The 14,301-nt window shown below is 68.3% G+C and carries 7 protein-coding genes; 1 reads left to right on the top strand and 6 read right to left on the bottom strand.

All coding sequences use genetic code 11. The annotated features are described in order from the left end of the window. Nucleotides 1-343: 343 nt before the first annotated feature. Nucleotides 344-1,129 (top strand): alpha/beta hydrolase, encoded by a 786-nt coding sequence (locus tag OD750_RS02370; protein WP_263543595.1) that lies wholly within the window; start codon nucleotides 344-346, stop codon nucleotides 1,127-1,129. A gap of 5 nt (nucleotides 1,130-1,134) precedes the next feature. On the opposite strand, the gene OD750_RS02365 is transcribed toward OD750_RS02370, so the two are convergent. The 6 genes from OD750_RS02365 to OD750_RS02340 all read right to left on the bottom strand — a co-directional run bounded on the left by OD750_RS02365 (nucleotide 1,135) and on the right by OD750_RS02340 (nucleotide 14,294). Beyond that, the gene (locus tag OD750_RS02365) at nucleotides 1,135-1,728 is read right to left on the bottom strand and encodes a hypothetical protein (RefSeq protein WP_263543596.1); all 594 of its coding nucleotides are present in this window, start codon (nucleotides 1,726-1,728) and stop codon (nucleotides 1,135-1,137) included. Between the two features lie 205 nt (nucleotides 1,729-1,933). Continuing rightward, entirely contained in the window at nucleotides 1,934-4,096 is a 2,163-nt protein-coding gene (locus OD750_RS02360; protein WP_263543597.1) for an HzsA-related protein, read from the bottom strand. Nucleotides 4,097-4,308: 212 nt separating this feature from the next. After that, nucleotides 4,309-4,560, bottom strand: a complete 252-nt coding sequence (locus OD750_RS02355) for a hypothetical protein (protein WP_263543598.1) — start codon at nucleotides 4,558-4,560, stop codon at nucleotides 4,309-4,311. A gap of 30 nt (nucleotides 4,561-4,590) precedes the next feature. Further along, entirely contained in the window at nucleotides 4,591-5,052 is a 462-nt protein-coding gene (locus OD750_RS02350) for a chemotaxis protein CheW (RefSeq protein WP_263543599.1), read from the bottom strand. 19 nt (nucleotides 5,053-5,071) lie between these two features. Beyond that, nucleotides 5,072-7,252, bottom strand: coding sequence for a chemotaxis protein CheB (locus OD750_RS02345; protein ID WP_263543600.1), 2,181 nt, complete (start codon nucleotides 7,250-7,252; stop codon nucleotides 5,072-5,074). Then, nucleotides 7,239-14,294 carry a FimL-related protein gene (locus OD750_RS02340; RefSeq protein WP_263543601.1) on the bottom strand — a complete coding sequence of 2,352 codons (7,056 nt, stop codon included), beginning with the start codon at nucleotides 14,292-14,294 and terminating at the stop codon, nucleotides 7,239-7,241. Before OD750_RS02340 ends, OD750_RS02345 begins: the two co-directional genes overlap by 14 nt. Nucleotides 14,295-14,301: the final 7 nt, after the last annotated feature.

Here is a 14,301-nt window from a genome sequence, read left to right as displayed (position 1 = left end):
GGCCGTTTAGCACTCCGTTAAACCTCGATCGTAGAAACTCCCTCTCCCCCAAGCTCGCTTGGGGGGAGAGGGTCGGGGTGAGGGGCGACGCTTCACACCACCTCAACCTTCGACGCAGCATCGCACGCATTCCCATCACCCTATCCCTCTCCCCCGCAAGCTTGCGGGGGAGAGGGAGTCGCAGGAACTCAACGCCAGAATGATGATTTTTCGCCTTCTTCTCAATATCACTTTTGCCGCATTCGCCGTTTCGGCGCACGCCCAATCCCTCGCCCCGCCCACCGACCCCGCGGTCCCAAAGTATTCGATCGACGACACCGAAGTCCGCGCGATCCGTTCGACCGTGCTCGATCGCGAATACCGCGTCTTCGTCGCGCTGCCCGAGTCGTACGCGCGGGAGCCGCAGCGCCGCTATCCGGTCGTGTTCGTCACCGACGCGAACTACGCGTTTCCGCTGTTGCGCGCGATCGGCCGGCGCGTCGGCGATCACGGCAAGGGTCTGGAAGATTTCATCCTCGTCGGCCTGTCGTACGCGACCGGCGACACGCCCGAATACAGCCGCCGGCGCGACTACACGCCGAGCGCCGGCGGCGAACCGAACGCGGTTTCCGACATGCCCGGCCGCAAGCCCGCCTTCGGCGAGGCCGAGCGCTATCGCGTGTTCCTGCGCGACGACGTGCTGCCCTTCGTCGCGCGGCACTACCGCATCGACGGCAAGCGCAAGACGTTCGCCGGACATTCGTACGGCGGTCTGCTCGGCGCGCACGTGCTGCTGACCGAGCCTTCGATGTTCGACCGCTACGTGCTCACGAGCCCGTCGCTGTGGTGGGACGGCAAAACGATGCTCAGGCGCGCGCAGGACTACGTCGCGTCGCACGACACGCTGCAGGCGCAGGTATTCATGGCGATCGGCGGTTTCGAGACGGTCAAGCCCGGCTCGAACGACGCGCGCTACAACCGCACGAAGGACATGGTCGCCGACATGCGCGCGTTCGAGAAGACGCTGAAATCGCGCCGCTATGCGAACTTCTCGATCGCATCGACCGTGCTCGCCGACGAGGATCACCTGACCGTGTTTCCGGCGGCACTGACGCGTGCGCTGGCGTGGGCGGTGCCGCCGAAGCGGTAGTTGCGTCAGGTCATGACAGTGACGCCCTCGACGACGATCCAGCGTCCGTCGCGCAGCACCAGGCGGAACGCGCCCCACGACCAGCCGGTGTTGTAGCTCGCTTGCGCGTAGCGGCCGTTGCCGAGCAGCGCCAGCGAAATGTGAACCGGGTTGAAGATCGCGTACGCATCGTGCTTCGCCAGTGCCGCGAAATCGAACGACGGCGGCAGCACGACGATGCGGTGTGCGGCGTCGAGCCCTGCGAAGTTTGCCGGATCGGTCACGACGAACAGCGTCGCCTCGTCGCCGGTACGGCGCCGCACGAACGCCTGCGAGCCCGGCACGCCGACGGAAATCGCGTTGCCGGTTCCGCGTAGCCGTGCGAACACCGCGGCGAACGCACGTTCGCGGTCGCCGCTCGCCGCGCCGCGCGCGACGTTCGGCAGCGCGTCGTCGCCGTCGCGGATGCCATCGCCGTCGCTGTCGGGGTCGTCGGGATCGAGCAGCAGCTGCCGCTCGGCAAGATCGGTCAAGCCGTCCGCGTCGCCGTCGCGCAGGATGTCGTCGAGATTCGCGCGCAGTTCGACCGTCGACTCGGCGCGATCGAACGTCAGGCCCACCGGCGGCAGTGTGATCTCGCCCTTGATCGGCGCGCGGCGTGCGAGGAGCCGCAGTTCGCCGTCGACGAGGAACGGCGCGTCGGTCGCCGCGAGTTCGTAAGGTCGTCGTCGAGGAGTCTTGCGAGCCGGGCAGCCGTGACATCGCCTCCGCAGGCGGCCTCGTCGCCGTTCTCGCCGGCGAACGGCGGCAAACGCACCGCTTCGCTCAGCGCGGCTCGATGCCGCTCGCGAAGATCAGGTCGACCTGTTTGGTGCGCCAGCGCGCGAGGAGTTCGCGCAGCGCGATCGACGTGTTGTTCGCCGCCGGCTGCGACGCCTGGTTCTGCTGGTTGACGCCGTGGCAGCCGTCGCACGCGCGGACCTCGCCGGGCTGGAACGAGATCCAGTAGCGCTCGCGCACGACCGGCGCGCCGTTCGACTGCGTCGACTGCCAGGCCAGCGCACGCAGCGCCGGCACGAACAGCGCGACCGATCCGTCGCTCGCGATCGGCACGCTGCCGGGCGGGCCGCCCGCGGCGCCGACGTTCGCCGCCGTCGCCGGCGCGTCGTGCATCGCCTGCGCCAGCACGCGACGGCCGTCGGCCGGATCGGCCATGCCGCCCTTGCCGCGAATCTGGTCGCCCTGGAAAAACTGCATATGGGTAATATCGTACAAAAGGCCGCCGGCGCCGATCGTCTGCGCGCCGTTGGGCACCGGTACGCGCAGGCTGAACGGCTGCTGCTTGTCGGCGGCGTCACGCGTCGTCACGTTGCGCATGACGAGTACGGCCAGGCCGTTCGCGCGCAGGTACGCGCGGAACGCTTCCGGATCGACGCTTTCGAGCGCGAACGCCTGCTGTTCCGGCGGCTTGAGCGCGAACGCCGTCGTCGGCGGCGCGGTTTTCGCGCGCACCTCGACCGGCGACAGCTCCCACATCGGCCCGTTGTAGCTCACGAGCACGTCGGGGTCCCAGTAGCTCACGTTCTTGCTGATGCCCGGCGTGAGGTTTTCGACCGGCGCGAGATAGCCGCCCGCGCCGGCGGCGAGACGCTTCAGGCGGAACTGATAGCGCGCGTTCGGATTCGCGCGCGTGCCGTCGTTGGCCGCGAGGCGCGATTCGGCCGTGTGCGCGGCGATCATGCGTCCGTCCGACAGCGGCAGCGGATTGCGATAGTGTCCGGTGAAGTCGGCCGGCACCGGATCGCCCGGCGTGCCGTCGTAGAAGCCCGTGCTGCTGCGGGGATTGAGGTACGTCACCGTCATCGTCGCGGGATTGCGCGTCGGCGGCGCGTCGATGCGCACGATCTGGCCCGATGCGTGCGTGTAGAACTCCGGCGCGTCGACACCGACGTAGCGGCCCGGCATCGTCGGGTCTTCCCGCATTTGCAAGAAGTTGAGAATGTTGTTGCGCGGCGGCGCGATGAACTCCACCTGCCCCGCCTCGTTGAAGCTGCGGTTGAAGTAGCTGTGCAGTTCGTGGCGGCCGACGTGGTTGAGCGTTTCTTCCTCGGTGCCGTCCTGGTTCACCACCCACGGAAAGAAGTGGTTGATCGTGAATCCGTTGACGCTGCTGCCGCCCACGGCGATGCGCGGCTCGGGAAACACTTCGCTGCGGTCCGGCGTCGGCGTCGACTGCGGTCCTTCGCTCGACCAGTTGAAAATGCCGTACGGGTTGTTCGCGCCTTCGTTCTGCTGGTCGCGCTGCAGGTGGTCCCAGCGCGTGAACAACAGGCGTCCGTAGCTGTCGACGATCGGGTTGAACGAGCCCGACACGGCGTACTGCAGAAGTTCGAGTCGGCCGTTCGCCGGCTGCAGGCGCCACAGGCCGGTCGGCGTCGGCGCTTCTTCGTATTCGTCGAGCTGCGGATACAGATGCCGCGCGCCGTTGCGAGGCCGGTCGCTGACGAAGACGAGGCTGCCGTCGCTCAGATAAGCGGGACTGACGTTGTTGTAGTCGGGCGGCTGGTTCGCCACCTTCGTGACGACGGCCGTCTGGCCGGCGCCCAGGCCCGTGATTTCGTACAGCTGGAAATACGACTGCACGTAGACGAACTGCTGCGTCGGCGCGCCGACGACCATGCTGAAGACGGCCTTGGTGCCGTCCCACGACATCGCCGGATCGCGCACCGCGATCGACGTCGCGCCCTGCATGCCGGCGTTGCCGTAGCCCGCCTCCTGCGTGAGGTTGCGCAGCGTGCCGTTCGGGTAGCGCACGTACAGGTCGCCGCCGCGGCCGACGAGATCGACCGAACCGCGATGGTTGCCGAACACCGATCCGATCGCCGTGAAATCGCCGGGAATCGGAAACTGCGTGACGAACAGAATCGGATACGGCAGCTCCTGCGCCATTGCCGCGCCGCCGCCGAGCGCCGCGAACGCGAGCGCCAACCGTTGTTTCCAAGATCGCATATGTCCCCCGCCCCGTGAATGGCGCCGCGCGCACGCCTCGCAGCATGCACGGACGCGGCTATGGCATCTGCGATGTAGAACGCTGGCGGAGCGGGAAAACCGACATGCCGCGCGGCGCGGATTGCCCGCAGCGTGCGCGGCGTCTCACTTTTGGCGCGGTCGCGCTGCGCGCCGATGTCGCCGAAGCGCGATCAGCGTTTCGGCGGGCCGGCGGTATCGCTCGGCGAGAGCTTCGGCTGAGCCTCGCGAAGGCGCTCGATCAGACGCTGCCACACGCTCGGACTCGACACCGAGTTCGGGTGATCCAGGCACGCCTGCGGATTGTCCTTGCAGTAGGACCCGGCGGCGGAGTTCATACAACTGCGCGGATCGTCGATGCACCCCGCCAGGGCGGAACCGGCCGACAGGCATGCAACCGCGGCGACCATCGTCAACTTGTACATCGGCATCACTCCCAGGTTCGGCCCGCGGCATCAAGCCGCCAGCGCCTGCTCCATCAACGCCTCGATCTGGTTCAGATCGGGAATCACGGCCTGGTCGTCGCGCACGAGTACCTGCGCGCGTACGCCCGTCGGGTGGTGGTGTTCGTCGCCGGTCGGAATCAGCAATTCCTGGCTGATCGTCGTCAGACGCGGGAAGCCCTGCGTCAGCATCGCGATGAACGGCATCTTGGCGTGGCCCGACAGCGCCTTGAGCACCGCCACGCGCGCGCCGGTCGAGCCTTCCTCGTGCGTGAGCCCGGAAAGGATCGAGAACGAGAACAGCGGCAGGCGCCAGCCGCGCCACGCCAGTCGTCCCAAAAGCCATTCCGGCGCATTCGGGATTTTTTCCAGATTCGCGAACGTGATGACTTCGGCCACCGTCGCGTTCGGCAGCAGCACGCGGCCGTTCGTGATCGGAATCAGTACGCCTCGGATTTCGCGCGGGGTATCCATGCTGTCGCGGCCTGCCTTTTTATGCCTTGCCCAGAGTGGCGATGGTGTGCTGCGCCAGCTCGCCCGGCGAACCGGTGAACGTGACGATGCCCGCGTCGCGCGCGCCGTCGACCATCGAGCTGATGACGCACGTGTCGGGGTCCTGCGTCCAGATTTTGCCGCCGAGCGACGCGAGGTGCTTGCTGCCGTCGATCGCGTCGTGGGCCATGCCCGAGAAGATGATCGCGGTGGCCGACGCCTTGAAGCGGTCGGCCACGTCGCGGATCACGAGATCGATCGACGGCGTGTATGGCGAGGCTTCCGGCAGGTGCGCCAGCTGTACGACGCCGGTCGGCTCGATCAGCAGGCGATGCGTCGTCGGCACGACGAGAATTTCGCCGTGGCCGACGCGGTCGCCGTGCTGCGGCGAGCGCACCGTGAGCGGCGTGGCCTTCGCCAGCTGCGCGGCCATGAGTTCGAGAAATTCCGCGCCCATGTGCTGCGCGAGCACGAACAGCGCCGGGAAGCGCGCCGGCAGCGCCGAAAGATATTCGCGCACCGCTTCGGGACCGCCGATCGACGCGCCGAGCACGACGACGTTGCGAACGAACACGCCGCTCGCCTCGTCGAGGCGATGTTCGGAGACGAGCTCCGGACGCGCGCGCTCCGGCGATACGGCCTCTTCCATCGGAATCAGATCGAGCTTGAGCGACGTGTCGAAGTCGAACTTCGCCTCGTCGCCGCCTTCGGGCGCGAGGAATTCCTCGGCGTCCATCTTTTCCATGCCGAACGTCGCCGGACCGGTGGGCACCGGGCCTGCCGGCGCGTCGTCGTCGAGCGAAGCCAGCGACCAGTTCGATCCCGCCAGCAGCGAATCGACCGCGGAGACTTTTTCGACGGCGGGTATTTTCACGTCTGCCGCAGGCGCGGCCGGTGCGTCGTCGCCGTCGTTCTCGACCACGGGCTCGAGGCCCCAGCTCGGCGTCGCTGTCGGCGCGCTGCGTGCGCCGCGCGCGGGTTCCGCCGGCTTGTTCTTGACCGGCAGATCGAATGTCGTCGAGGCGCCGAGTTCGTCGGGGCTCGGCAGGTCGCGCGAGCCCGGAATCGCGCCGGCGAGATCGGACATCGCCGCGTCGAAGTCGACGACTTCGACGCCGCCGGCGCCCGGCGGCTCGGGTTCGTCGCCGAACGCCGACGCGAGGTCGAAATCGAACGTCGGTTCGTCGCCGGTCGACGCGGACTTTGCCGGCGCGTCGCCGAACAGGTTGTCGAGGTCGCTCGCGAAATCGGAGGTTTCGGTCTTCGCATCGAGGGTGCCGAGATCGGCGAACGCGTCGTTGCCGAAGTCGCCGCCGAGCCCGAAGTCGGACGCCGCGGCCGGCGCCGGCGCCGCCGGCTTCGCCGGTGCGTCGAGGCTGCCGAGATCGAAGTCGAAGCTCAGATCGTTGGTGCTCGCGGCCGACCGCGCGGGCGCGGCGTCCGGCAAAGACAGGTCGAACGCGTCGTCGGCGGGCTGCGCCGGCACGGCGCGCGCGGCGGGCGAAGCGTTCGGGATGTCGCCGAGCAGCGCGTCGAAGTCGAAATTGAAATCGCCCGGGGGCGGCGTCTTGACGAGATCGGGCGACGTGACGGCGCCCGGGTCGGGGCGTGCGGGCTTGAGCTGCGGTGCCGGCGCCTTCGCCGTTTCGAGCAGTTCGCCGAGCGCGTTGTTCAAGTCGCCGTCGGCGGGGAACATGGCGGCGGTTTGTGCATCCGGCACAAAGGTATTTTGCGGCGGCGGCTGCAACGGCACGTCCGGAATGCTGCGCGCGATCTTCTGCGCCGGCGACGGCGGCGCTTCTGCGCCGGCCGGACGCGGCGGATCGGCGACCTCGGGCCGGCCCATGATCTTTGCGGCGAGGTGACGCGACCAGCGCGCCTGCTCCCAGCCCGACAGCGCCGACGACACCTGCGCGTCGTTGAACACGACGTTGTAGCGCTCGTCGTCGAGGAGGTCGTAGACCTCGTCCAGGTGCGATTCGATATCGGGATCGAGATTGACGATGACGACGTGCGCGCCCGAGCCTTCGAGCGCGTCGCGGTCCATTTCGGCGGTCAGCGCCTCATAGACGACGGCGGCGCCGAGTTCGTTCAGCGCGTCCTTGAGGTGGCCTTCGAGCTGGCTCGTCTGATAGAGCAGCGCGACGCTTACCGGTTCATCGTCGAGATCATGGTTGTGCACGGCTCAACCTCAGCGTTTCGAGAACGTTGCGCAGCAGATCGACTTCCTGGTACGGCTTGCCGAGATAGCGCTCGACGCCGATTTCCAGCGCGCGCTGGCGATGCTTTTCGCCGGTGCGCGACGTGATCATGATGATCGGCACCAGCCTCAGGCGCGGATCGTTCTTCATGTAGGTGGCGAGTTCGTAACCGTCCATGCGCGGCATTTCGATGTCGAGCAGCATCAGGTCGGGTACCTTGTCCTGCAGCTTTTCGACGGCGTCCAGGCCGTCCTTCGCGGTGATCACGTCCATGTCGTTGCGCTCGAGCACGCGCGTGGTCACCTTGCGCATCGTGATCGAATCGTCGACGACCATGACGAGCGGCTGACGGCGCGTGTCGACCGGCGGCGCGACCGGCACCGGCGCCAGCGTCTGCACGTCGACGCCCGCCTCGACGCTCGCGGCGCGCAGCGCGACGAAGCGGCGCACGAGCGGCGCGAGATCGAGAATCATGACGACCGAACCGTCGCCCATGATCGTCGCGCCGAAGATGCCCGGAACGGAACTGATCTGCGGCCCGACCGATTTGACGACGACTTCGCGCGAACCGACCACGCCGTCGATGCGCACGGCGGCGCGCTGGTCGCCGGTACGCGTCATCAGGAGCGGCACCTGCGCTTCGTCGGCGAGACGCGGCACCGGCACGTTCAGCAGTTGCGCCAGTTCGTAGATGTGGAATTCTTCGCCGGCGTACGTGTAGATCGGATTGATCGTGTTGAGGCGGCGGTCGAGATCGTCGCGGCCGATGCGCACGACGCCCTGCACCGACGACATCGGAATCGCGTAGGTCGCTTCGCCCAGGCGCACGAGAATCGCCTGCGTCACCGCGAGCGTGAACGGCAGGCGGATCGTGAAGACCGAGCCGCGACCGCGTTCGGAGTCGATCGTCAGCGCGCCGCCGAGCTGCTTGATCTCGTTGTGCACGACGTCCATGCCGACGCCGCGGCCGGCGAGCTGGGTCACCTGCTCGGCGGTCGAGAAGCCGGTTTCGAGAATGAACGCGTACAGGTCGCGGTCGGACAGCTGCGCGTCGGCGTTGAGCAGTCCGCGCTCGATCGCCTTCTTGCGGATCGCGTCGCGGTCCATGCCGCGACCGTCGTCGAGCACGCGCAGCACCACTTCGGTCGCCTCGCGGCTGACCTGGATCGTCACCGTGCCTTCGGGATTCTTGCCGACGCGCTGGCGGTCGTCCGGGCTTTCGATGCCGTGGGCGAGCGCGTTGCGCAGCATGTGCTCGAACGGCGCTTTCATGCGCTCGAGCAGGTTGCGGTCCATTTCGCCCTGCGCGCCTTCCACCTTGAGCTGCGCGCGCTTGCCGATTTCCTGCGCCGACTGGCGCACGGTGCGGCGCAGGCTCGGCACGAGCGAGTCGAACGGCACCATGCGCGTACGCATGAGGCCTTCCTGCAGGTCGGAGCTGACGCGCGACTGCTGCAGCAGCAGCGTTTCGGACTGGCGGGTCAGATCGTCGAGCAGGTTCTGAATCGAGACCAAGTCGGATACCGACTCGCCGAGCGCGCGCGACAGCTGCTGCAGCTGCGAGAAGCGGTCGAGTTCGAGCGGATCGAACACGGTGGAACCCGGCTCGTGATGCTCGCGCTGGTAGCGCGCGATGATCTGCGCTTCGGTTTCCATTTCCAGTTTGCGCAACTGTTCGCGCAGACGGCTGACCGTGGTTTCGAATTCGACGAGGTTGAAGCGGAACGTCGTGACCTGCTGCTCCAGGCGCGAGCGGTAGATCGACACTTCGCCGGCGTAGTTGACGAGCGAGTCGAGGAGGTCGGAGCGCACGCGGATCATTTCCTGCGGCGCGCGAGGCTCGTCTTCGTCGAACGTCGGAATCGGCGCGCGGCCGGCCGGACGCGCGCCGGGCTTGGCCGGCTGCGGCGTTTCGGCGGCGGGCGCCGGCGCCTGGGGTTCGGGCTTGGCGTTGGCGGCGTCGGCCGCGTGCGCCACCGCGGTCGCGGCGGCCGAGGCGAGGATCTGGCCCGACAGGTCGCCCGACACGAGCGCTTCGAAGCGCGCGATCGCGTTCTCCGGCATCGCGATCGCCTGTCGCTTGGCGATGCGCTGCACCAGCGCGTGCAGGCGGTCGTAGCCGCGTTCGAACGATTCGACGGTGCCGCGGTCCATGCCGCGGCGGCCTTCGCTGATCGCTTCGAGCAGCGATTCCATCGCGTGCGACAGATCGCCGATCGGCGCGAGGCCCGCCATGCGCGCGCCGCCCTTGAGCGTGTGCAGATCGCGCTGCATGCCGGTGACGATTTCGCGATCGTGCGGCGCGTCGCGCAAGCGCGCGATCAGCGCGTCGGAATGGTCGAGAATGTCGCTGCCTTCCTGCACGAAGATTTCGAGCAGGTCTTCGTCCATGTCCGGCAGCTCGAGCTTGCCTTCCGGCTGCGGATCGTCGGCGATCGGCGCGAGCACGACGGCGGGTGCGGCCGGCGCAGGCGCGGCGACCGGTTCGGCCTGCGCCTGCGCGCGTTCGGCCGCTTCGCGTTCGGCGCGTGCGGTGTATTCGGCCAGACGCTGCGCTTCGGCTTGCGCAGCCTCGGCGGCACGACGCTCGGCCGCTTCGGCTTCGAGGCGCTGCGCTTGCTCGCGTGCGGCGGCTTCGGCCGCCAGACGTTCGTTTTCGGCGCGTTCGAGCGCCGCCGCGGATTCGGCTTCCATGCGCGCCCGCTCGGCGCGCTCGGCGGCTTCGCGTTCGGCCGCCTGGCGGTTTTCTTCGTCGAGCAGCGCCTGCGCCTGCCGTTCGAGGTCGCTCGCTTGCGCATCCGTCGCGTCGGCGCCGATCGCGTCGTGCGCGCCGAAATCCTGGCGCGACTCGGCCGCGAACGACAGCAGCGCGTCGAGTTCGGCCGCTTCGCTGGCCGACAGCAGGCTGTCGCCGCCGCCCGGTTCGGCCAGTCCGCGCGGGGCTTCGAACGTGAGGCCGTCGTCGACGAGCGACGCGGTGTTTTCTTCGCGCAGTCCGGCGGCGAGCAGCGCGTCGAATTCGGCCTGTTCGTTCGCCGAAAAGACGAAGTCGCCGTCGGACGCGGCTTCCTGCGCTGCCGCCGGTGCCGCGGGTTCGTCGGACAGCGCGAACGCGCCGGACAGCGCCGGCTCGTCGGACAGGACGAGTTCTTCGGACGATGCGATGCCGTCGGACAAGACGAGTTCTTCGGAAGGCGCGGGGTCGTCGGACAGGCTGATCGATTCGACGCCGGCCGCGAGCTCGGCCAGTTCGTCCTGCGTCGGCGGCGCGATGTCGTCGAACGACACTTCTTCGGCGGCCGGTGCGGCTTCGACCGTCTCGCTCACGAGGGCGAGCTCCGGGTCGGCGGAAAGCGTCAGCTCCGGTTCGCGACCGAAGTCGTCGAGTTCGAGCGTGAGCTCTTCGTCGGCGCTCGTGTCGGCCGCGGGAATCGATTCGAGCGACAACTCTTCGTCGAGCGGCGCGGCCTCGATCGGGAGCGCACGGGTTTCGAGCGTCAGCTCGGCGGCGGCGCGTTCCAGTTCGCTCGGCGCGCCGAAGTCGATCGGTTCGGCAAACGCCTCCGCCACGGGCTCGGGTTCGACGATTTCGGGCTCGGCGATTTCGACCGCCATGGGCGCGTCGTCGTCGGCCGTGTACAGCGTGTGCGCGAGTTCGGGCTCCGGCAGGTCGTCGCGCAGCGCGACGATGCGCTCGACGAGCAGGTCCGAATCGGGCATCGCGGTATTGCCGTTTTCGAGCGCGGTCATCACGTCGCGCACGAGCGCGCTCGCGTCGGTCAGCGCGGCGAGACCCACGGCGCCCGGAATCTCGTCGCGCGCGCGCAGGCGCTTGACGTAGCCTTCGAGCGGCGCCAGCACGTGGCCGATCACCGGAATGTCGACCATCGCGATCGCGCCGTGCAGCGTGTGCACCGCGCGCAGCAGCACGTCGGTCGCCGGCTGCGGCTGGCGTCGCGAATCGTCGACGAACGCGTCGACGACCGACAGGTGCTGGCCGACTTCGCTCTTCAGGATGTCGAACAGCACCGGGTCGATGTTCGGCAGCGGACCGGCGCTCGGCAGTTGCGCGCCGACGTCGTCGAACGCGGACGCGGGCGTTGTAAATTCCTGGCCGATGTCGACAGCGCGCGTCAGTTCGGGCGCGGCGGGCATCTCGAGCGCGGCCGGTTCGATCTCTTCCTCGACCGGCACCGCGACCATGCGCTTGACGATGCGCTTGACCGTGCGCGTACGCGGACGCGCCGGCGCGAGCCAGGCTTCCTCGCCCGCGGCCAGCTTGTCGGCGACCGCCATGATGCCGGCGACGTCGGACTTCGGCGCGCCTTCGCCGCGCAGACCGGCCAGCAGTTCCGGCAGTGCCGCGACCGCCTGGTCGACGATCGTCGTCACCGGCGCGTTCGCGGCGATCGACTTGTCGAGAACGCGGTTGAGCATGTTCTCGATCTTCCACGCGAACTCGCCGAGCGCGAGCGCGCCGACGAGGCGGCCCGAACCCTTGAGCGTGTGGAACGAACGGCGCACGGGCTTCAGGCGTTCGAAGTCGTGCACGTCGGCCTTCCAGGCCGGCAGGTGGTGATTGAGGTTGTCGATTTCTTCCTGCACTTCCTCGACGAAGACTTCGCGGATTTCCTCGTCGATGTCGTCGGACGCGACCGCCTGGAAGCTCGCGTCGCCGAGCGTGCTGGCCGGCGCGGCGTCTTCGACTTCCTCTTCGATTTCCTCTTCGACCTCGACGTAGCGCACCTGCGGCTCGCGCTTGGCGACCGGCGCGCTGCCGGAAGAGATCGGCGTCGCTTCGGTTTCGGTCAGGCGCAGGCCGGTCAGGTCGTGCGGCGTCGGGGAGTGCTGGGTCTGGTCGCCGACGACGAGCGCGTCGAGGCCCTCGCCCGGCGCGATCTCGACCGCGAACTTCAGATCGCGCGGCGCTTCCGGTTCGGCCGGCGCATCGAACGTACTCGCGGCCGGGGCGACGTCGGGCAGGCCCAGGCGCGCGACGAATTCGTCGATGTTCTCGTCGGGCACGACGTCGACGCGCAGCGTCTCGCCGGCGAAGTCGGCCAGCGACATGTCGCCGAACACCTGGTCGGCCTCGTCCTTCATCGTTTCGCTGCGGCTGCCCGGCAGCGTTTCGGCGAACGAGACGAATTCGCCGATCGACAATTCGGCCGCGCGCGCCTCGGGCGCGCCGATGGGACCGGCCGGCGGCTGGCTAGCGAAACCCGCCGCCGGCGCCGTCGTTGCGGGCGCCGGCGACGATAGGTCCAGGCGTGCACCGCCCGGCGGCGGTTCGGGCGCGAGTCCGTCGTCTTCCGGCACCGGCCAGTAGCCGAGCGCCTCGAGACTTTCGCGCGTGACGTCGAGAATCTTTTCGCGGCCGGCGCGCTGATCGCGCGTGGCTTCGAGGTAGTACTCGATCGACGCGATCGTGTCGGCGAGCTTGTCCATCTGCTCGGCGGTCGGCACGCGGCGCCAGCGCAGGAGTTCGACCTCGATGAAGCGGATCAGGCCGTGCATCAGCTCGGCCGGACGATTCAGGTCGAGCATGCGCAGCGCGCCCGACACTTCTTCGAGCAGGCGCGGAATCTGTTCGACCTTGGCGTGATCCCACGGCGATTCGATGAACGCGACGATGTCGTTCTTCGCCTGCGCAAGATTGGCGGTCGCCTCTTTCATCAGGGCGTCGAGAATCTTGCGCACTTCGGCCTTCGGCAGCTCCATGCCCGACGCGGGCCCGCCGGTGTCTTCCGGCGTATCGGCGCCCAGGCGCTCGATATGGTCGTCGAGCGAGGCTTCGACGTAGAGCAGCGCGCCGGCGACGTCGAGCAGCGTGCTCTCGTCGGGCGGACGCGACTTGTTGGCGATTTCCTCGACGATGCCGCGCTGTTCGAGCACGACGCGCCGCGGCACGCCGAGGCCGAGCATGCCGAGCGTGTCGCCGACGCGGTCGAGCACGTCGACCTGCGACATCAGTTCGCCCGGATCGTTGCCCTGCGCGCGCAGGAAGATGTCGAGCGCTTCCTTGACGCGCAGGAGGTCGTCCTTGATCGCGAGCGACACGGTGTCGAGCAGCGCGCGGTTGTGGCCGGAGATCGAACCCTTCGCGTGTTCGAGTTCCTTCTCGCTCGGCATCAGCGACTGCAGCTTGAACGCCGCGCGCACCTGCGCGAGCTTCGGGCCGTCGCCGCTCGCATGCGCGACGTAGTACAGGAGATTCTTGAGCAGCTCGCGCGGCGGCGACTGTTCGTACGCGCGCTCGCCGGCGTCGACCAGGCGCTTGATTTCGCGGTCGGCCTTGCCGAACAGCATCTTGACGGCCGGGCTCGCCTCGATCGCGCCGTTCGCGATGCCTTCGAGCACGGCGTCGCCGATCCACCACACGCGGCGCGCGTCGATCGCATGCGTCATGCCCTGCACGCGGTTGAGCGCCTCGCCGAGCCTGGCGGTTTCGGTGCGCGGATCGGTCGCGCGCAGGAACTTGAGCAGGCACACCTGGTAGATCGTACGCAGCTTGCCGAGCGCGAGCTTGAGGTCGGCGTCGGCGAGCGGCCTGGCCGCGCCGTCGGCGGACGGCGGCAGCGGCAGCGACAGGTCCGGCGAGAACAGCGCGCTTTCGGAGAACAGCTCCTCGCCGCGACTCGCGCGCAGGTCGTTGAGCAGCGGCAGAAGGACGATCGGAATGTCCTTGTGGCCGCTTTGCAGGCGCTCGAGATAGTCCGGCAGCTGCACGATGCCGCGCATCAGCACGGAATACGCGTCGTCCTTCTGGCGGACTTCGCCGTCGAGCAGCGCCTGCGCCAGACGCTCCATCTCCTCGACCACCATCGATGCGCCGTACAGCTCGACCATGCGCAAGGTGCCCTGCACCTGGTGCAGGTACGTCGCGCAGAATCGCATCAGGCTGGAATCGGCCGGATCGTCGACGTAGGCCTCGAGCGCCTGGCGCGCCTGCTTCAAGGTCTCGTCGAGTTCCTGCTTGACCCAGTTGAGGGTGGTGAAGTCGATATCGTCTTGCAGTCTCATGCGCTTT

Source organism: Tahibacter soli (genome assembly GCF_025717065.2).
Lineage (GTDB): Bacteria > Pseudomonadota > Gammaproteobacteria > Xanthomonadales > Rhodanobacteraceae > Tahibacter > Tahibacter soli.
This window is presented reverse-complemented; position numbering and strand designations above follow the sequence as displayed.

Excerpts from the sequence above, each read along its gene's own strand:
- OD750_RS02355 (WP_263543598.1), bottom strand. The coding sequence starts at position 4,560 with ATGTACAAGTTGACGATGGTCGCCGCGGTTGCATGCCTGTCGGCCGGT.
- OD750_RS02350 (WP_263543599.1), bottom strand. The coding sequence starts at position 5,052 with ATGGATACCCCGCGCGAAATCCGAGGCGTACTGATTCCGATCACGAAC.
- OD750_RS02340 (WP_263543601.1), bottom strand. The coding sequence starts at position 14,294 with ATGAGACTGCAAGACGATATCGACTTCACCACCCTCAACTGGGTCAAG.